A 19,669-nucleotide genomic window follows, 5' to 3' on the forward strand; every position below is an offset into this window, starting at 1 on the left:
GCGGTGAGACAAAAACCGCCGAAGTCAATTTGTCAATGCTCTGTGATTTTTACGAATTCACCATGAGCAACGGATATTTCAGAAAGGGCTGGCATGAAAAGAACACCTATTTCGACATGTTCTTCCGCACCGTTCCGGACGGCGGAGGGTTCGCCATCGCCGCCGGGCTGGAGCAGGTCATCGACTATATCGGAAATCTGCATTTCAGCCCGGAGGATATTCGTTATCTGCGCTCGAAAAAAATTTTTGACGAAGCTTTTTTGTCCTATCTGGCAAACTTCCGATTTACAGGAGATATCTGGGCCGTACCGGAAGGAACCTGCGTTTTTCCCAACGAACCAATCCTGACCGTAAAAGCCCCGGCCATTGAGGCTCAAATCCTGGAAACCGCCCTGCTCCTCACCCTCAACCATCAGTCCCTCATCGCCTCCAAGGCCAATCGCATCGTTCGGGCGGCCCAGGGACGGGTGGTGCTGGAGTTCGGTTCCCGGCGGGCCCAGGGCTCGGACGGCGCCGTGAAGGGCGCGAGAGCCGCCTTCATTGGGGGCTGCAGGGGAACCGCCTGCACTCTGACGGACGAGCTGTACGGCGTTCCCGCGGGAGGAACCATGGGACACGCCTGGGTGCAGATGTTCGACACGGAGTATGAAGCCTTCAAAAACTACTGCGAACTGTATCCGGAAAGCTCCACCCTGCTGGTGGATACCTATAATACTCTGAAAAGCGGTGTTCCAAACGCCATTCGCGTTTTTAAGGAAATTCTGACGCCCCGCGGAATTAAAAACTACGCCATTCGACTGGATTCAGGGGACCTGTCCTATCTTTCGAAAATGGCCCGCAAAATGCTGGACGACGCCGGACTGACCGAGTGCAAAATCGTGGCCTCCAACTCCCTCGACGAATATCTGATCCGCGATCTGCTGATGCAGGGGGCAAAGGTGGATATTTTCGGGGTGGGAGAGCGCCTGATCACCTCTCGAAACTCTCCCGTGTTCGACGGCGTGTATAAGCTGGTGGCGGTGGAGGAAAACGGCGTCATCGCCCCAAAAATCAAGATCAGCGAGAATACGGCAAAAATCACGAACCCCCATTTCAAGAGGGTGTTTCGTCTTTTCGACAGGGAGAGCGGCAAGGCCGTGGCGGACCAGTTGTGCATTTACAACGAAACGATCGACGAGAGCAAACCTCTCACCATTTTCGACCCCTGCGCGGCATGGAAAAGCAAGACATTGACGCATTTCACGGCCCATGAACTGCAGGTTCCCGTTTTCAGGAACGGTCTTCGGGTTTACGACAGCCCTTCCATCGATAAAATCAGAACATACTGCGAACAGCAGGTGGACTTGCTCTGGGACGAGGTTAAGCGATTTGAGAACCCTCACACGTATTACGTGGATTTGTCTCAAAAACTTTGGCAGGTGAAATCTGAACTGTGTGAACGTTTTTCCTCACGCTTCAGCGGAAAATAAGCGTTAATTATTATTAATTGTTATTAATTAATAGAAGGGATGATGACTGATGGCGCTGTTTGACGCGCAGGTAGATATTGCGGTTCCGGGCCTGGACGCCGTAAAGCTCCCCTGTATGGTCCGTGTTCGTCAGAAAATGACCGGAGACAGAGTGGAGAACGTGGAGGAGGAGGTCCGTCGGGAGATGGACGCCCTCGCGGCAAACCAGCACCTCGACCTCACGGGCAAAAACATTGCCGTGACGGCTGGCAGTCGGGGAATCGCCGATTACGCGAAACTTCTCCACGCTGTCGTCTCCAAACTGAAGGAAATGGGCGCGAAACCCTTTATTTTCCCTGCTATGGGAAGTCATGGAGGGGCCACCGCCGAAGGTCAGAGAGAGCTGCTGGAGCGATACGGAATAACCGAAGCCGCCATGGGCGTTCCCATACGTTCGTCCATGGAAACCGTAACCGTGGGGGCTTTGCCTGACGGAACAGCGGTTTACTGCGATAAATTCGCCTGGGAAGCGGACGGAATCGTCCTTTTTAATCGGGTCAAAGCCCACACGGACTTCAAGGGCGACTGGGAAAGCGGACTTTTAAAGATGTGCGCCATCGGCGTCGGCAAGCACGCGGGAGCGACCGCCATGCACCGCGCCGGATTCGTGCGCTTTCATCAGCAAATCCCCGAACTGGGCCGTTTTTTTCTGAAGAAGGCGAAAGTTCTTTTCGGCATCGCCTCCGTCGAAAACGGCTATGAACAGGTGATGCGCGTGGAAGCCATCCCCACGGATAAAATCGTTGACCGGGAGCGGGAGCTGCTGGTTCTGGCGAAAAAAAGCATGGCCCGTCTTCCTTTCGATGATATCGACATTCTGGCGGTGGACGAGATCGGCAAGAATATCAGTGGCTCCGGCATGGACCCCAACGTCATCGGACGCCCCGGCATGAGAGAAATCACCTTCCCCGGAACGCCCCATATCGGCTGTATCGTGGTTCTGGGGCTGTCTGAAGCCACCCACGGAAGCGGCGTGGGCATAGGAGCCGGAGACATCACCACGAGGCGAACCGTCGCGGAGATCGACCTGGCCCAGACCTACATCAATCACGTTACGTCGGGCGCCGTAAAGGGCGCAGCCATCCCCCTCGTGGCGAAGGACGACGAAGAGGCCATGCGCATCGCCCTTTACTCGGTCCCCTTCCGGGAGGGCGGAGAGCGTATCGTCCACATTCGCAACACACTGTTGTTGGAGGAGTTCGAAGTTTCCGAAAACATGTTGCCGGAAATTCGGCAGCGCCCGGAGTTGGCCATAATCGGCGAACCTCATCCCATGCCACTGACGGACGGGCGTTTGGCCAGGGTATAACGCCATTTGAAGTCAAAGATCTGACGTGAGAATTGTTTATAGCGGATTGCGTAATCGTGTGCTGAAAAGAGACGCTTAATGCCGGTAAGTGACAAACAAATTCAATGGACGGTCGAAGTCTCCGCGACGGGGCTCGACAACAGAAAAACAACGCGGCTCATGGCGCTGGACGACGTAAATCTGGCCCTGTTCGAAGCCCGATATGTGGAACGGGCACGGGGTTCTCAGGCGTCCTTTCGGAAGTTTCGGGAAACCTGGGAAGGAGAGGCCAATCGCTTGTCATTACGGCCCCGAGCGCATATTCTGCCGGTAAAAGATGTTTTTGGAGAAGAAAATTCCCTGTTTCAGAAATTTTCTCTCCCCAAGACGGGGTGTTTGGCGTCCGTCTGGACCCTTGGGCCAGGAGCGGAACCCGGGGAAATCGGAGAGGCGGACGCGGCGGTGGCGTTGCTGCTGGATATGGCCGCAACTTTCCTGCTTTTTGGAATCTGGCGGCAGGTGATATTACCCTGGGCCAGAGAGCTGCTGAAACCGGCGGGCCCCTGCATCGCCAAAACCCTCCAGCCCGATTCGGATTCGCTCCGCTCCGTTTTCGCGCTGAAGAATATCGGGGATGCGGGTGTTACTCTGAACCCATCGGGGGCGATGGTTCCCGCGAAAAGCCGCTGCGCCCTGATCCTCGCCGGAAACGCGGAGGAAAAGAAGGGATCGGGACGATGTTCCTCCTGCGATCCGCGCTGTATTTATGGAGAGCTGAACCTCTGCCCCCATTTGGAAGCGTTCGAGTGAAGCGGACGGAGCGTTCTGAAAAACAAATCCTGTCTGACGACAGAAAAGGAGAGGAAAAGGCCGCTCTTAAAAGCGGCCTTCCTTCATGGAAAGGAGAAATGAAAGAGAAAATCATGATATAAGTGACAGCGTAGTGATAATAACATCTATAACCGATCAGCATCTAGCGTATTTTGCTTACGCCATTAACGCAAATTTGATCTCTCCAGTTAAAAATATTGTGGAGTTTTTCTTTTCTTTTCTTAATCTTTGCCTGACGTCCAGGGAGAACAGCCTTCCGGAGAAAAATTTGTCTTCTTTGCTGTATACTTCCCGTATACTTTTTCCTTTTTATATTATCATTCTGAATATATTACGCTGAATATATTGCAGGATTCATGTATAATAGTTTACAATGATGGAGTAATTGTAAACTGCAACGGACAGAGAAAATTATTTTATGACACTCGCCTGACGAAGAAGAGTGAAATATTATTGTACAGGTCATTCACGGGTCACAAAATTTTATTATGGAAAGCGATGGAGCGTATTGGTGATAAAAAGACGGCTTGTGGCAGAGCTTGTGTTGTGTCTTGTTTTAACAGGAATCGCGCTGTCTCTTCCACGTATTTTTATAAACCGCCGTACGGTAGAAGATTTTGTTCGCCTGTGTGAAACCGGAACCGCCATTGAAGTTCAACTGGCCATTGACTCCGGCGCGGACGTCAATTCGCGCATGGGAGATGGCGGAACGGCGCTGATGGCGGCTGCCGGCGGCAATCCTGAGCCCGAGGTCATCGCGGTGCTGGTGGGTGACGGCGCCGAAATCAACGCCAGAGACAGGGAAAGCCAAACGGCTTTGATGTGGGCCGCCCGATTTTCCCACAACGCCGAAGTGATTACCGCCCTGATTCGCGCGGGAGCGGAGGTGAACATGCGAAACGAAAACGGCAGGACGGCCCTGATGCTGGCCGCCCGCAGAAACAGACCCGAAGTGATCGCCGCTTTGATCGAAGGGGGAGCCGACGTCAACCTTCGGGACAATGACGGCAAAACGGCCCTGATGCTGGCCGCTCAGTATACCCGCCATCCCGACGTCATCAGAGAACTGCTCAGAGGCGGCGCGAGAATTGACGCACGTAACGAAACACGTAACGAAAAAAAAGGCACAGCCGTGATGTGATTCGCTATAACTTAAAATTATCCTTCCTTCTCGATTATCCTTCTCGCAGATTTTTTCTTTCTTAATGTTAATATAAATTTTCGCTTAAATTAGATCCTTCTCCTGGATTTAATCCTTAATGAAGTCAATTGATTCAGTGACTGTTCAGAAGCGTCGAAACTGACGCGGGATACCATTTTCCCGTTCCGCTTATGGTCGCCACTCCATCACCGTTGAAGCTTCTGGCGATGTCGGAATAGGTCTTTCCGTCTTTTCGCAGCTTTTTGATGTTTTTGACGAGCATTTGTCTGTAATCTTCGGTGTTCATAGAGCTGAAATCCTTATCCTGAAGAACTTCAAACTGAAGAACTTCACAGGTCCTTTCCGCCGGCTCTTCCGGAGGAATATGCACGCTGTCTGCTTTGGACAGAACCGTATCCAAACGAGCATCCAGACGTTTCAGAATGTTTTCTTCAGAACGACGAATGGCTTTCAGCGTGACTTCTTCTTCCAAAATCCATTTTTGCAGGAGGTCTGAGGGTGTAAGGCCGGTCTGTTCCGAGAGATTTTCCATTCTGGCCGCGAGACCGCTGTCGGCCGTAAGGCATGAAAATGTTGCACTGGAATGACTTTTTTCGCTTTTTTTCAACGACATGTTTTATACTCCTTTATGAACCGCATATTTTAAACGTCATAACCGCCACGAGAGCCACAAAATACACAAAGCTCTGAACTTCTTTAATTTAACTATTATGATCTCAATCTGTAATCCCTATTTTTTCTTAATTTTCCTGTTGACAGGAATTTCAGCATACAGAAAAAACTCTCCTTTTAACCTTCTCCTAAAATCAGGCAACTCTTCCAATATAACCGTAAATAATTATCACTGCATACATAATATCATATAATTAAAGTATAAAGTATCATATAATTGACAATTATTTAACTTTTGCTTTCAAATTTCCATACCTCAAATTTTCATGTCAGGACGCTTTCTGAATTTTATATATCTTTTTCCGTTCCGTTCTCTCTTTGTTCTTATTCTTCGTCTATTTCTTCAGCTTCCCCACCGCCCCCGCATAGATGGGAAAAAGCTCCTCTTCATCCAGCCCGAGAAAACGCGTCAGTTCCAAATCTTTGAAAGCTCCGATACCGCAAACTCCGCAGCCGATGTTTGCCGCCGCCAGATAGAGATTTTCTCCCACGTGTCCGGCGTCCTGAAAGATTCCCCGCCAGGCCCGGGCGCGATAACGCCACTCGGAGCGATAGGCGTCGGCAACCCAGATGAACGTCGCTGCAGCCCGCTGAATGAAAATCTGATCGCTGCAAAGGGCGGCGATGTCCTTCGAAAAATCCCGTGAGACGTTCACTTCCTGCAAAGCGTGGTCCAGCGCCAGAAAACGATAAACCCCAGGCGGCAGCCCCTCCACCGCCCTCAGAACGAGATACGTCTCGAAGGGATGACGCCCGCCCGCCGAGGGAACGGTGCGATACGTACGCCGCGACCCCACGGCGAAGCCCGTTTTTCGTACTCCCTGGGTTGCCCACAACAGCCAGGACAGCTCGTCCTGCGTCAACGGAACGTCCGCATAGGCCCGAATGGACTGACGCGACTCCATCGCCTCGCGAAGGTCCATTGAAGGCACTTTCAGAGCGCTCCCCTTAGCCAGAGGCACGATCTTTTTGTCCGGATCGGACGGCCGCTCCAGGGGCGGTTGGGGCAGATTCTGCTCCTGATCGGACGGCCCTCCAAGATTTTCATAATATGTGGCGCGAATGAACGCTCTCCCCGAATTTTCTCTGTCCATTAAATGACCTCCCATTATAGCGGATTACGTAATCGTGCACTAAAAAAACGCTTAACGCTGGTAAGTGACGCACAAAAATTTATACAGAAAAAGCCAGCGGCTCTAATTTAAATTCTCCAAATTAAGCATTATACATTAATCTTTGAGTTATAATCAAAATATAAATAAACACAGAAACATACAGGATTGTCTCCTCCGCAAAAAAAAATCCCCCGCCGGCTTAATCGGCAGGGGAGTATTCTGCAGAAAGAATATTGGGTTAAAACGCTGAAAAACCCGTTCCAATCAGGATATAGGCCACAAATCCCACAACGATGCCGTAAAGCAGGAAGGGCCAGAAAGTTTTTTTGATGATGTCGCCTTCGCGGTTCGACAGCCCGACCACCGCGCAGACCGCCACCACATTGTGGACGCAGATCATATTGCCCATGGCGCCGCCGGCGGCCTGAGCCGCTATGATAATCATTTTCGGAAGGTTGAGCTGCGTCGCCACGTCCCACTGGAACATACCGAAAAGCATGTCCGAGACGGTGTTGGAACCGGTGATGAAAGCGCCCAGACCGCCCACATAAGACGCGAAAGCGGGCCAGACTCCACCGAAAATATCCGACATGGTGATCGCCATGGCCAAAGGCATGGAGGGCAGATACTTCGCGCTTCCGGCGGCCACCTGTTCCGCGATGGCGGGGTTGACTCCCGAACCCTGGAAGATTTTCACCAGAGCCACGGCGGCGATAAGGGACACGGTGGCGGCCTTCATTTTCACGAAAGTATCTTTCCAGGCTTTGACGACCTTGTCCCCCGACATTCCATGCAGGAAAACGGTCAAAACGGCGATGAGCATAAAGGGAATGGTTCCGGGCAGATAGAGCAGCTTGATGCTGTTCTCATTGACTCCCTTGTAGCCCAGGATATCGTTGAAGGCCAGGACGCCGTATTTGTTCATGGCGGCTTTGAGCGGCAGGGAGTCGATGCGGGTCACCACAAGGATAAGGCCGATGAGAATGTAGGGCATCCAGGCCGCGAGCTGGCTCATATGGGGTTTGAGTTCCAGTTTGTCGGAAACTGCTATTTCGCCCGTCCAGCTTTTTTCCCACTTGGAAATCTCTCCGAAAGTCCACACGTCTTTGGGCACGCAGAAGCCCCGCTGCGCGCCGTACATGACGATGCCGAGGCCCACCAGACCGCCCACCAGCGAAGGCGTCTCCGGCCCCAAAAGCCATGCCAGAGCCATATAAGGAACGGAAAACGCGAACGCCGCGAAAACGTAGAACTTCCACGCGGCGAAACCGTCGCGCCAGGAACGATTGGCTCCAAAGAACCGGGTGACGAAACCCAGCAGGAAAATGGGCAGAATGAAGGCCATGGGAACGTGCATCAGGGTGACCGTTTCGCCTATGCGTTTCAGAACCAGTTCCACCGACTGAAAATCTCCGGCGGATACCGCCGCTTCCATCACCGCTCGTATGGAAGCGCCAAATCCCGTCAAAATGGGGGTGCCCACAGCACCGAAGGTGACGGGAAACGAGTTGAAGGCCAGGCAGAGCACCGCCGCAGCCAGAGGAGGGAAACCCAGCGCGAGAAGCAGGGGCGCCGACAGGGCCGCCGGCGTTCCAAAACCGGCCGCGCCTTCGATAAACGCGCTGAACAGGTATCCGACGATAATGGCCTGAACGCGCATGTCCCTGCTGATGCTTTGCATTCCGTACTGAATGGTCTCCATTCCTCCGGAATATTGCAAAGTGTGCAAAATGAGCAGCGCTCCGAAAACGATGATCAAAACGCTGAGAGCGCTGCTGACGCCCTGCAGGCTGAGCGCCAAGACGTAGGGAACCGGAAGCCCCCACACCGCAACCGCCGCCACGGCGCAGGTGAGCCACGCCACAGGCATGGCTTTCATGGCGCCCATGCGCAGCCCCACCATCAACACCAACGCCACCAGAATGGGAATCAGAGCAATAACCGCAAGCACAGTCACTGACATAACCTTATTCCCTCCCTTTCCATGCGTGAAATATCATACTTTAACCGTGTTCGTAAAAACATGGGTTACCGGCATAAAATTTCCTCCGCAAAACTGCGTTGATCGTTACGCGAAAATTTTGCCCGGATTCATGATGTTGTTGGGGTCCCAGGCCTTTTTGACGGCTCTCATAAGTTCCAGTTCCACCGGATCGATGAGGTTTTTCAGGTGCTCCCGGCGCTTGATGCCAATTCCGTGCTCGCCGCTGATTTTACCGCCCAGTTCGTGAGTAACCTTATAAAGCTCTTCCAGGCAGAGGGCTTCATTTTTTTCCCAGTCTTCCATGGACATTTCGGGGTCCCTGACCAGGGTGGCGTGAAGGTTGCCGTCCCCCGCGTGCCCGTAACAGGGAATCTGCACGCCGTACTTCTTTCCCATTCTGTCCAGCTCGGGGATAATTTCGGGAATCCGCGAAGTGGGAACGACGATGTCCTCCAGACTCTGAACGGGGCTGTAAACCTTGAACGCCTCGGCAATGTTCCGCCGCACTTTCCATATTCGCTCGACGTTGTTTTTATCTTCCGCCACATACACTTCGGTAGCGCCGTGCTCTTCGCAGAGCTTTCCCGCCGCCACAAGGTCCGCTTCGATCTGAGAGCGGTTGTTTCCGTCCATTTCGATAAGGAGCATGGCCCCGCAGTTTTCGTAAGGCAGACTTTCATTCAGATATTTGCAGCTCGTGATGACCGAGAGCTGATCCATAAATTCGATGCTGGTGGGAGCGATGCCTGCGGAAAGAATGACGGGAACGAGGTCGATGGCCTCCTGAGGCGTTTTGAAGAGCGCCAGGAGGTCCGATGCAGCCGTGGGATACCCGATCAGCCTGATGTACGCCTTCGTGACGATGCCCAGCGTGCCTTCGGAGCCGATGACCAGAGACTTCAGGTCGTAGCCGCTCACGTCCTTGACGAGTTTTCCTCCCAGCTGGACGACCTCTCCCAGGGGCGTGACCAGTTCCACCCCAAGAACGTACCGCCCCGTGACGCCGTACTTGACCGCCTTTCCGCCCCCCGCGTTCTCCGCGATGTTGCCCCCGATCATGCAGGTTTGCAAACTCATGGGATATCCCGCGAAAAAGAGCCCTTCCGCCTGCACCAGCGTGGCCAGGTCGTTGGTCACTATTCCCGCCTCCATCACGGCCACCATGTTGGCCCGATCCAGCTCCAGAAGCCTGTTCATCTTTTCCAGAGAAAGGACGATGCCGCCGTACTCCGGAATTGCGCCTCCGGAGAGCCCGGACCCCGCCCCCCTGGGGGTGATGGGGATGCGCTCCCTGTTGGCCAGCTTCACCACCTCCGCCACCTGCTCCGTGGTAAGGGGCGTCACCGCCGCCTCGGGCATGTGTCCGTAAACCTCGGCGCTGGTTTCGTCATGGGAATAGGCCTCCAGTTTCTCTTCATCCGTAAAGACGTTGCCGGGCCCGACGATTTTCCGCAGCGCCTCGACGACGTCCGGAGTTACCGGATTGTAAGTGTTGTCAGCCATGTTTTACCCCTCGCCTTTCATTTTTTTGTCGAGCCGTTTTTGAATTTCCGGAATGACCTGGAACGCATCCCCCACAATGGCGAGATCCGCTATTTTGTGCAGCGTCGCGTCGGGGTCGGGGTTGATGGACACGATGGTTTCGCTGGTCTTGATCCCCGCCAGGTGCTGAATGGCGCCGGATATGCCTATGCCCACGTAAATCCTGGGAGACACGGTTTTGCCGCTCAGTCCCACCTGATGAGGATAGGAAACCCATCCCCGATCCACTGCGTCCCGTGACGCCCCCACCGCCGCGTTCAGCCGTTTCGCCAGGTCCGTGACGAGGTGGAAGTTCTCGCCTTTTTTGAGGCCGCGGCCTCCGGCGATGACGATATCCGCTTCATCAAGGCCCTGGGTGTCCGACTCTTCATTCCGGTAGCCCAGCACCTGAGTCCTCGGGTCCAGCAGCGATTTCTCGAAAGGAAGGTTCACCACATCTCCGGTTCGGGAGGCGTCCTCCGGAAGAGGACGGGACGACTTCGGGCGCACCGTGGCCATCTGGGGCCGATGGTCGGGGGTTTTGATGGTGGCCATGATGTTGCCTCCGATGGCGGGTCGGGTTTGCAGGAGGTTCCCCGTGCCCTCCTCGATGTCGAGCTCCGTGCAGTCGGCGGTGAGTCCCGTGGGGATTTTCACCGCCGTGTAGGGCATGAGAGTCCTGCCCGCGGAGGTGGCCGCCGCCAGAAATACGGAAGGCTGATATTTTCTGATGAGGGATTCCAGCACCCGGGAGTAGGTTTCACACACGAAGTACTTCAGCTCCGGAGCCTGCACCGCGTAAACCGCGTCCGCCCCGTGCCGGATCAGCGTCTTCAGGTCGGAATCGGAAACTCCGTCTCCAATCAGAACGGAAACCAGCGGAACGCCCAGTTTGTCCGCCAGTTTCCGGCCTCTGGCAAGAAGTTCGAAAGAAACCGCCTTGAGCCTGCCGTCAAATTGTTCGGCAAGAGTCCATACCGCGTGTTGCGTGTTTTCTGTTTTTTCCGTCATGACAGGAGTCCTTTCTTCTCGAACAGGGCGATAAACTCATCTGCCGCGGCCCCGAGAGAAATGTCGTCCTGAGCCGTCATCGTTTTGCCGCCCCGGGTGACTTTGGGCGTGTCGATTTTGACCACTTTTGTGGGAGACCCTTTGAGCCCCAGAAGATTGGGGTCGAGCTCCATATTATCGGCGGTGTGGACGGGAATCTGCAGCTCCATGGAGCGGATTTTGCCCTTCAGCGTCGGAAGGCGGGGAACGGCCACCGCCTTGACCACCGTCACGAGGCACGGCAGAGAGACGGAAAGCCGCTGATAGCCTTCTTCCACCAGGCGCTCCGCATAGAGGCGGCCGTCTTTGACCTCTTCGATTTTCGAGATGTAGGTGACCGCGGGAATGCCGAGCCAGGATGCGATTCCCGGCCCCACCTGAGCGGTATCTCCGTCGGTGGCCCGTTCGCCGGAGACGATCATGTCGTATTTACCGATGGTCTCAATGGCCCGCGCCAGAGTGTAGGAAGTGGCGCAGGTGTCGGCGCCGCCGAATTTCCGGTCCGACAGGAGAATGGCGCTGTCGCAGCCCATCGCCGTCGCTTCCTTCAATGCCTGCATCGCCTGCGCGGGCCCCATGGAGAGAGCCGTGACCGTTCCGCCGTACTGCTCTTTCAGACGCAGCGCCGCCTCCAGAGCGTACAGATCCAACGGGTTGACCACCGTTTCGACTCCCGCTCGGATGACGGTTCCGGTTTCCGGGTCCATTTTGACGTTGCTGCTTTCCGGGACCTGCTTGATTGGCACAATGATATCCAAAAGTACCCCCCCTTTATAGATTTTTGAGAGAGAAAACCTGACTCCTTATCGCAGTGATAAGCCTCGCAGTGATAAGGAAAAGAAAATGAGAAACAACACGCCGGGATCTTTGCCGGGATCTTTAATGAAAATGCAACAATGAAATTTAAAAATAGCACAGCGTAGTTAGTATAACACAAAATGTAAAATGAAATCAAAAATCAGTATAACACAGTGTCCAACAACATCTGCCGCTCCGGCCCGTTCTCTTACGCGCGCAGAACCGTTATGTTGCCCATAAACTCGCGATTGGCACAGCCAGCATATTTCCATATGGGATAACCCTGTCCCCGGAATACAACACTAAACCGATATACTGTTTTTTACTTTTCAATATATTTTCAGCGAACCATTCCTGCGAAGCAAAATCTTCACGCGAAACACTGTGTCCCGCTTTAACTTCCACGCCCAGTAAAACCCCGTCCTCACGTTCCACAAGAAAATCTATCTCCCGTTTAACTCTGTCCCGGTATTGATACAGGGTGTATTGATTCTCTAAATCGACCTGTGCGGCCAATTCCTGAAATACAAAGGTTTCAAACAATTTTCCGGAACGGTCTTCATTCATAAAAACTTCCTTTGGGTTCCAACCGAGAACGGAAGTCATAATCCCGGTATCCGTCGCAAAAAACTTCGCTCGGCGACCGACGCGTTCATAATCCGTTTTTATCCACGGCGGTACTTTCTCAAACATAAACATAGCAATAAGCGTGTTAATGTAGCTGTCGAGCGTAATTTTATTCAGTGCCAGCGCCGAGGTTATTTGCGACATTTCCATAAATTTCGATGACCACGCGGCAAGGATGCCGACCAAATCCTTCAGCGTGTCCTGTCTCCGAATATTCGAGATGTCCTTCAGGTCGCGTTCTATCAGGGCTTTCATATAGTCAGCATGCCAGTCTTTTCTGTCGTTCGGATTGTCGATGGCAACAGCCTCGGGGTAACCTCCCCGGAACGCCAGTTCAATAATCGCCTCTTTATCGTATCCGGTGATTTTAGGCGGAAAATTTTTATCGAACGCCTGTTTCAGAAAGCCCGGCGGCTTGCCCAGAACCTCTCCCACGGTCAGCGGACGCAGGCGCACATACTTTACGCGTCCCGCCAGACTGTCAGAAATAGTCGGTAAAGTCAATATATTGGCCGAACCGGTAAGAAGATATTGCCCTGGACGATTATTCCTGTCTACGGCCTGCTTGATTTCCGGAACGAGTTTTGGGGCTTTCTGTATTTCGTCTATGACCATCGTGCCGGCCCTGTTCATGACAAAGCCTTTGGGGTCGGAGAGAGAAAAAGCCAGCATATCGGCATCGTCCAGAGTTCGATAATCCCCGTCCTTTGTTATTACCTGCCTGGAAATCGTGGTTTTTCCTGTCTGTCTCGCTCCGGAAACAACGACGACTCGTCTTACAGCGAGTGCCTGCCTGATATTTTCTGTCTGCCAGCGCGCATATTCCCTGTTCACGATTGACCTCCCCAACTTTATTTGCGAAAAGTATAATACGAGGCTGGCGAAAAGTAAAACATAAGCCTTGCGAAAAGTATATTAGAAAAATCAAATAGGAAAAATCGCTGCCGTCACCTGATCATTTTCCGGATGGAGGAGACGGGGCCTCAGAGTTTTTTAGCGTTATATCGCAGCTGTTGTTGTATAATACCAGGCAAAATTCTATGTAACGGGCACGTTTTTTTGTTTTGCTGATTTCGTTTTGTCCGAAAAGCCGTACAAGGGAGGTTTATTGAAACATGGAGGGGAAATTCCCTCTCTTTCCGCTTTTTACGGACATCTCCGGATGCAGGGTTCTCGTGGTGGGCGGCGGTTCCGTGGCGCTGCGGCGCGCAGGGACGCTTCTTACCTGCGGCGCGCGGGTGACGGTGGTCAGCCCCGAATTTCACGAAGGGTTCCAGGAACTGCACGAGTCCGAAGCGTTTTCCTCCGCGCCCGGGACGGAGAATCCGCGGTTGATCCGACGTCCCTTTGAAAACTTCGATCTTGAGGGATTTTTTATGGTGGTTCTGGCCACGGACGATCGGGAGCTCAACCGTCGGGTCGGACAGAGGGCAAAAAAGGCGGGCCTGCATGTCAGCGTCGCCGATGCCCGTGAAGAGTGCAGTTTTTTCTTTCCCGCGCTGGTGGCGGAGAAGGACGCCGTCGCTGCGGTATCCGGAGGCGGACGCCCCGATTTGACCCGTCGCCTGGCCGACCGTCTGCGGCAGGTCTGGAGCGCCTGGGTCGCCGAGGAAACAGATCGAGATCAAAACGATGAGGAAGTGCTGAGTCAACGTGAAAAGGATCATCCGTGTCGGCAGCCGTGAAAGCGCTTTAGCCGTCGTACAGGCTCGTCTGGTCATAGACGCGATCACCCGCGTTCACCCTGGGATCGAGATCGAACTGGTGACGATGAAAACCTTCGGGGACCTTCATCAGGCGCCCTTCCAGCGCCTGATTGAGTCCGGAGAGCCGGGCGGCGCGAAAGGGCTGTTCATGAAGGAACTGGAGCAGGCTCTGCGGGAGGAAAGAATCGACCTCGCGGTTCACAGCCTGAAGGACGTGCCGATGGAACACGAAGAAGATCTCCCCATCGTGGCCCTTTGGGGACGCAGCGACCCTCGGGATGCCCTCGTCCTGCCCCCTGGAACTTCCGAACCGGGGGAGGGGCCGGCGGGATGCTCTTCGGCGCGGCGGCGGATCCAGCTTCTTGAGCTCATGCCCGAACGCAGGGTTGAACCGATACGCGGCAATATTGTGACACGTCTCAAAAAATTGGATGAAGGGCCGTTTGCCTTTCTCGTGCTTGCGGCGGCGGGCCTGCTGCGGCTGGGGCTGGAAAATCGCATTTCCCGGTTCTTCACGCCGGAGGAGATGCTTCCCGCGGCGGGACAGGGAGTTCTGGCCTGTCAGGGACGGCGCGGCGCAGAATACGACTTTCTGGGCGCATTGGACGACCCCGACGTCACGGACTGCGCCGCTGCCGAACGCGCCTTCGCGAAACAGCTGGGGGGAGGGTGTACTCTGCCCGTGGGAGCTCTGGCGGAAGTTCACGGCACGGAGCTGCGGCTCGCCGGATTCTGCGCCGACGAAAAACGGGGAATCTGCAGGAGGGGCCGCATTGCGGGAGACCGAAAAAACGCGGTCGGGCTGGGGGAAACTCTGGCGCGGCAGTTGGGAGAAGAATGAGAAGATTGGGAGAAGAATGAGGAAAAATGAGACTGAAATGAAACTGAAAGGCAGGGTTTGGCTGGTGGGAGCGGGCCCCGGGGATCCCGGGCTTTTGACGGTAAAGGGGCTCCAGATACTGGAACGGGCGGAGGTTGTGGTTTACGACAGGCTGGTCGATCCGGGAATCCTCCGTCACATCCCCGCAAACGCGGAGCGGATCGACGCGGGAAAGCAAAACGACAGGCACTCCATCCCTCAGGAGGAAATCGAACATATTCTTATCGAAAAGGCCCGGGAAGGCCGGCTTGTCGTTCGGCTGAAGGGCGGCGACCCGTTTCTCTTCGGGCGCGGCGGCGAGGAGATGGAGGCCCTGATGAAGGCGGGCATCCCCTGCGAGCCCGTCCCCGGCGTGACCTCGGCCATTGCCGCTCCGGCCAGCGCGGGCATTCCCGTGACGCACCGGGGGTACTCCTCCTCCCTGCACGTGATTACAGCCCACAGGCGAAGAGGCGGGAAACCCCTCGATTACGCGACTCTGGCTCGATTGGACGGGACTCTCGTTTTCATGATGGGGGTCACGGAGCTGCCCAACATCTGCGCCGGGCTGATCGGGGCGGGAATGACGCCGGGCACCCCCGCCGCGGTGGTGGAACGGGGGACGACTTCGCGTCAGAGGTGCGTGAGGGCCTCTCTGGCCTCTCTGGCGGAGCGGGCGGAACGGGAAAGGGTCGAGGCTCCGGCGGTCATCGTTGTGGGAGGCGTGGCGGCCCTGTCGGAACGTCTGGACTGGCGGGCGGCCCTGCCTCTTTGCGGGCGCCGCATCCTGGCGGCGGGCCGGCCGGAGAAGAGCGGAGAGCGTCTGACAGCCCTGCTGCGCTCACGAGGGGCGGAAGTTTGGGAGGTTCCCTGCATCCGGACGGAGAACCTCGAAGGTTCCCTGCCCTCTCTTTCGGGATACGCGTGGCTCGTCTTCACCAGCCCCACGGGCGTAAGAAGCCTTTTTCAGCGGCTGGCGGCGGAACATCGGGACATCCGGGAGATTGGGGGGGCGAAGATCGCGGCGGTGGGCCCTTCCACGGCGGAAACGCTGGAGTCTTTCGGCCTGAGAACGGATCTGACCCCTTCCGTTTACAGCGGAGCGAGCCTTGGGGAAAGCCTGCTTTCGGCGCTGCGGCTTCCTTCCGCTTCACCGGGCGGCCGGCTGCTGCTTCTGCGGGCCCAGCGGGGAGCGCCGGACCTCGTTCGGATTTTGAAAGACGGAGGCGCAGACTACGACGAAGTCCCTCTGTACCGGACGATCCCATTGAAAGGCGATCCCTCCGCCGCGGAGGGTTTTGGAGACCTGGACGCGGCGGTTTTCACCAGTGCTTCCGCCGTCCGAAGTTTCGCCGAAACCTGGCCGGACGTCCGACTTCGAGCCGCCTGTATCGGAGAGCAGACGGAGCGGGCCGCCCGTGAGGCGGGTTATGAGACGCGGGTGGCCCAAAAAGCCACTCCTGAGGACCTGGCCGACGCCCTGGAAGATTTTTTTACAAAGTGAAAAATAAATTAATATCCAGAATTATAAATATCTGAAAATTGAGAGGGATTTTGCGATGCGCTACTACGCGGTGGACGCTTTTACAGAAGAGCTTTTTAAGGGCAATCCGGCGGGAGTCTGCGTGCCGGAGGAACCTCTGGCCGAGGAACTCATGCAGAAGATCGCGGCGGAAAACAACCTTTCGGAAACGGCCTTCGTGGTCCGGAACGGTTCCCGTTACGATTTGCGATGGTTCACCCCTCTGAAGGAGATTGAACTCTGCGGGCACGCCACTCTGGCGACGACCTGCGTGCTTTCCACGTTTTACGACAGGACGGCGGAAAATTTTGAATTCAGCACGTTGAGCGGTATTCTGAAGGTTCAGCGCAGGGGAGACCTGTACGAAATGGACTTCCCCGTCCGTCCCGTGTCAAAAATTTCGGTCAGCGAGGCAATGAAGGCCGCGGTCGGCGTTCCGATCAGAAGCGCCTGGAGCGGATACAGCCTTCTTCTGGAGCTGAACGATGAAAAGGCCGTTCGCGACCTGAAACCCGACATGGCGGCGGTGAAGCGTCTGGAGGACTGGCACGCCCTCATCGTCACGGCGGTGGGCGAATCCTGCGACTTCGTTTCCCGCTTTTTCGCCCCGAACTTCGGAGTGGACGAAGACCCCGTCACGGGCTCCTCCCACACGACGCTGATCCCCTTCTGGGCCGAGCGCCTGGGAAAACAGGAGATGACGGCCCGGCAGCTTTCCCGGCGCGGCGGGGTTCTTCACTGCAAAAACGCGGGCTCCCGCGTCCTCATCGCCGGAAAAGCCGTCCTCTACATGAAGGGAGAAATCACGCTCCCCTGAGAACCGGACCGTTTTGGGGCCGTTTATTTTTTCCCCAGCACGCACCGCAGACCTCTGTCCGAGGCCGCCATTTTACTGCAGCCTTCGCAGGAGACGCAGAGCGAACGGCGGGTATCGCCTGAAGCCCAGCGGCTGATCAGGTCGGGTTCGCAGATCAGGGGACGGGAAAGCGCGATCATATCGGCCAGTCCCTGGTCCAGAAGCCGCTGGCAGGTCTCGAAAGAGCGGATGCCGCCCACGAGGATGAGGGGCATATTTTTGACCCGAGCCTTGTACAGATGGGCCGCGGATTCGTAATACACCGTTTCGCCGGGCTGCTGGGGGTCGGCGAGGCGATGGGAGGAATAACGGGCCACCGGTCCGCCGCCTCCGCTGATCTCCATTCCGTCGAGGCCCTCCTTTTCCATCAGATAGGAGGTTTCCACCATCATCGGCGGAGTCAGCCCCCCTTCAATGAAGTCTTCGGCGTTGATCTTGGCGATGACGGGATATTTCTCCCCCACGACCTTACGCACACCCCTGTAGACCTCTGTCAGGAGCCGGGCCCGATTTTCGATGCCGTTGCCGTACTGGTCAGTCCGTCTGTTGTACCAGGGCGACAGAAACTGGCTCAGGCAATAGCAATGGGCCGCGTGAATCTGAACCCCGTCAAACCCAGCCTCCAGAGCCCGGCGGGCGGCCTCCGCAAAACTCTCCTTCAGCCGCGCTATATCCTCCAGAGTGGCCTCCCTGGCTTTTTCTCCCCGGCCATTTTCCATCGCGCTGGGGCCAATGGGCTCCTCTCCGGAAAGCGCTCCATTGGCGTTCACCCCCGCATGAGCCAGCTGCGCAAAAATCACAGCTCCCGAGGCCTGCACCTCTTTGCACATCTGACGCAGCCCCGGAATCAGAGAGTCGTCATAAATTCCCAGCTGCCTTTCTCCGGCCTGTCCGTCCCTGCGAACGTAGGCGTGACTTGAGATCAGAATTCCGGCCCCGCCCTCCGCCAGCGTTTTCATCAACCGCACCAGCTCCGGCGTCACCGCGCCCTCTTTCGTCGCCATACCCTCCCAGGTGGCTGAACGCACAAAGCGATTCTCCACCGTCAGGCCACCCAGCGTAAAATGATCAAAGATTTTCATAAGCGGTACCTCCCCCTCTTCAGGCCATACAGAACATATCCCCTTTTAAAATTATAAAACCCCCGCTCAAAAAATGAAGAATAAAATAAAAATAACAGTATTATTCGTAAGAGTGAGAAAGATTGTTTTCGGTATCATTTTCGGTTGGGAAATTATGTGCTATGCTTCACGCGACATGGACTTCCAAAGTTTTTTGTGCGCGGCAGCGCAAGAGGCGACGACAGGGGGGAATTATTCATGAAACGCCATAATCATCCGTTTTTATTTTCTCTGTTGCTGGCGGCGGTTGTGATAACCTGCAATTCAGGGGCTTTCGCGTTTTACATTCCGGTTGCGCCTACGCTGAAAGGGATAGGAAACGCCAGCGTTCAGGCCATTGAAGCGGATATGCGCGCGCTGGAACAGGCGGCTCTGCTTTTCCGCTCGGAAAATCCTTCGGCGGGGTCGCTGCCCAAAAATGTCAACCACGTCGAGCTGCTCGCCCCCTACACGGACATCCCCGGTCGTTTCGGGGACGTCACGCATTACGCGTTTTTCTCCGACGAGCGGGGCTGGTGGATCGGCGCCGCCGTCCCAGGGGGAGAGGCCCGTTCGTCCGCGGCGCAGGCGGCTCCCGCTCATGAATGGTTCGGATCCCCCAATGCCACGACTGCCCCCGGGAGCGCGTTTTTCGGCGGAAATGACGGCTTCGTCTGGAAGCTGCTGCGATAGTTTTGCTCTTTGGTATTTGGCATTGTATTGAAACAATAACGGCGTAACCAGCTGAAAAATCCTGCCGCTTCACATTTACGGATTCCGTTTTTCCCTCTCGTTCTCTCCTGTTCAAAGTGATCCGCTCCTGCTTCTGCGGACATTTTCATTGATGACTTATGGGAGGACACTATCACAGATAAGTGAACCACTGACATTTTACGGCTTGACTTGCCCTTTTTCGTGCTTATAATATCAGAATAAATTACACAAATTTGAAAATTTAATAATTTATGCAGTTAAGTTTAATAATTAAGCATATTTTTATATTTTCTCACATGCCAGACATATATCCGGATCGATGCGGCGGAGGTGCAGGTTTTGGATAAAAAGAAGAT

At 55.1% G+C, this 19,669-nt stretch carries 17 protein-coding genes; 9 read left to right on the plus strand and 8 right to left on the minus strand.

The features are described from left to right. The 4 genes from LBR61_12360 to LBR61_12375 all read left to right on the plus strand — a co-directional run. Positions 1–1,469: nicotinate phosphoribosyltransferase (locus tag LBR61_12360; protein ID MDR1732874.1), on the plus strand; the 1,469-nt coding region annotated here is incomplete at its 5' end. 49 nt (positions 1,470–1,518) lie between these two features. Next, positions 1,519–2,817: a DUF362 domain-containing protein gene (locus tag LBR61_12365; GenBank protein MDR1732875.1), complete on the plus strand. Its 1,299-nt coding sequence runs from the start codon at positions 1,519–1,521 to the stop codon at positions 2,815–2,817. 78 nt (positions 2,818–2,895) lie between these two features. After that, positions 2,896–3,606 (plus strand): hypothetical protein, encoded by a 711-nt coding sequence (locus LBR61_12370; protein MDR1732876.1) that lies wholly within the window; start codon positions 2,896–2,898, stop codon positions 3,604–3,606. A 532-nt stretch (positions 3,607–4,138) separates the two neighbouring features. Continuing rightward, positions 4,139–4,768 (plus strand): ankyrin repeat domain-containing protein, encoded by a 630-nt coding sequence (locus LBR61_12375; protein ID MDR1732877.1) that lies wholly within the window; start codon positions 4,139–4,141, stop codon positions 4,766–4,768. Positions 4,769–4,901: 133 nt separating this feature from the next. Here the strand turns inward: LBR61_12375 and LBR61_12380 are convergent, their stop codons facing one another. The 7 genes from LBR61_12380 to LBR61_12410 all read right to left on the minus strand — a co-directional run bounded on the left by LBR61_12380 (position 4,902) and on the right by LBR61_12410 (position 13,390). Then, positions 4,902–5,402 (minus strand): recombinase family protein, encoded by a 501-nt coding sequence (locus LBR61_12380; GenBank protein ID MDR1732878.1) that lies wholly within the window; start codon positions 5,400–5,402, stop codon positions 4,902–4,904. Between the two features lie 394 nt (positions 5,403–5,796). Beyond that, entirely contained in the window at positions 5,797–6,555 is a 759-nt protein-coding gene (locus LBR61_12385) for a SagB/ThcOx family dehydrogenase (protein ID MDR1732879.1), read from the minus strand. 259 nt (positions 6,556–6,814) lie between these two features. After that, positions 6,815–8,539, minus strand: a complete 1,725-nt coding sequence (locus tag LBR61_12390) for an L-lactate permease (protein ID MDR1732880.1) — start codon at positions 8,537–8,539, stop codon at positions 6,815–6,817. Between the two features lie 105 nt (positions 8,540–8,644). Beyond that, positions 8,645–10,063, minus strand: a complete 1,419-nt coding sequence (locus LBR61_12395) for an FAD-binding protein (protein ID MDR1732881.1) — start codon at positions 10,061–10,063, stop codon at positions 8,645–8,647. Positions 10,064–10,066: 3 nt separating this feature from the next. After that, on the minus strand, positions 10,067–11,092 hold the full coding sequence (locus tag LBR61_12400; protein ID MDR1732882.1) for an electron transfer flavoprotein subunit alpha/FixB family protein: 1,026 nt from the start codon (positions 11,090–11,092) through the stop codon (positions 10,067–10,069). Beyond that, a complete protein-coding gene (locus tag LBR61_12405) occupies positions 11,089–11,889 on the minus strand; it encodes an electron transfer flavoprotein subunit beta/FixA family protein (protein ID MDR1732883.1) in 801 nt (266 codons plus the stop codon). Before LBR61_12405 ends, LBR61_12400 begins: the two co-directional genes overlap by 4 nt. 265 nt (positions 11,890–12,154) lie before the next feature. Continuing rightward, positions 12,155–13,390 (minus strand): ATP-binding protein, encoded by a 1,236-nt coding sequence (locus LBR61_12410; protein ID MDR1732884.1) that lies wholly within the window; start codon positions 13,388–13,390, stop codon positions 12,155–12,157. Between the two features lie 281 nt (positions 13,391–13,671). Between LBR61_12410 and LBR61_12415 the strand changes: the two genes are divergently transcribed. The 4 genes from LBR61_12415 to LBR61_12430 are packed head-to-tail and all read left to right on the plus strand — an operon-like array spanning position 13,672 to position 17,460. Next, positions 13,672–14,241, plus strand: coding sequence for a bifunctional precorrin-2 dehydrogenase/sirohydrochlorin ferrochelatase (locus LBR61_12415; GenBank protein ID MDR1732885.1), 570 nt, complete (start codon positions 13,672–13,674; stop codon positions 14,239–14,241). After that, on the plus strand, positions 14,210–15,103 hold the full coding sequence (gene hemC / locus LBR61_12420; GenBank protein MDR1732886.1) for a hydroxymethylbilane synthase: 894 nt from the start codon (positions 14,210–14,212) through the stop codon (positions 15,101–15,103). The genes LBR61_12415 and hemC overlap by 32 nt, the downstream gene beginning before the upstream one ends. A 37-nt stretch (positions 15,104–15,140) precedes the next feature. Continuing rightward, positions 15,141–16,625, plus strand: a complete 1,485-nt coding sequence (gene cobA, locus LBR61_12425) for a uroporphyrinogen-III C-methyltransferase (GenBank protein ID MDR1732887.1) — start codon at positions 15,141–15,143, stop codon at positions 16,623–16,625. Positions 16,626–16,680: 55 nt separating this feature from the next. Then, on the plus strand, positions 16,681–17,460 hold the full coding sequence (locus LBR61_12430; GenBank protein MDR1732888.1) for a PhzF family phenazine biosynthesis protein: 780 nt from the start codon (positions 16,681–16,683) through the stop codon (positions 17,458–17,460). A gap of 23 nt (positions 17,461–17,483) precedes the next feature. Here LBR61_12430 and LBR61_12435 read toward each other — a convergent pair whose 3' ends face one another. Beyond that, a complete protein-coding gene (locus LBR61_12435; GenBank protein MDR1732889.1) occupies positions 17,484–18,581 on the minus strand; it encodes an NADH:flavin oxidoreductase in 1,098 nt (365 codons plus the stop codon). A gap of 237 nt (positions 18,582–18,818) precedes the next feature. Between LBR61_12435 and LBR61_12440 the strand changes: the two genes are divergently transcribed. After that, positions 18,819–19,292 (plus strand): hypothetical protein, encoded by a 474-nt coding sequence (locus tag LBR61_12440; protein MDR1732890.1) that lies wholly within the window; start codon positions 18,819–18,821, stop codon positions 19,290–19,292. Positions 19,293–19,669: the final 377 nt, after the last annotated feature.

The sequence above is a fragment of the Synergistaceae bacterium genome, from assembly GCA_031272035.1.
Classification (GTDB): domain Bacteria; phylum Synergistota; class Synergistia; order Synergistales; family Aminobacteriaceae; genus JAISSA01.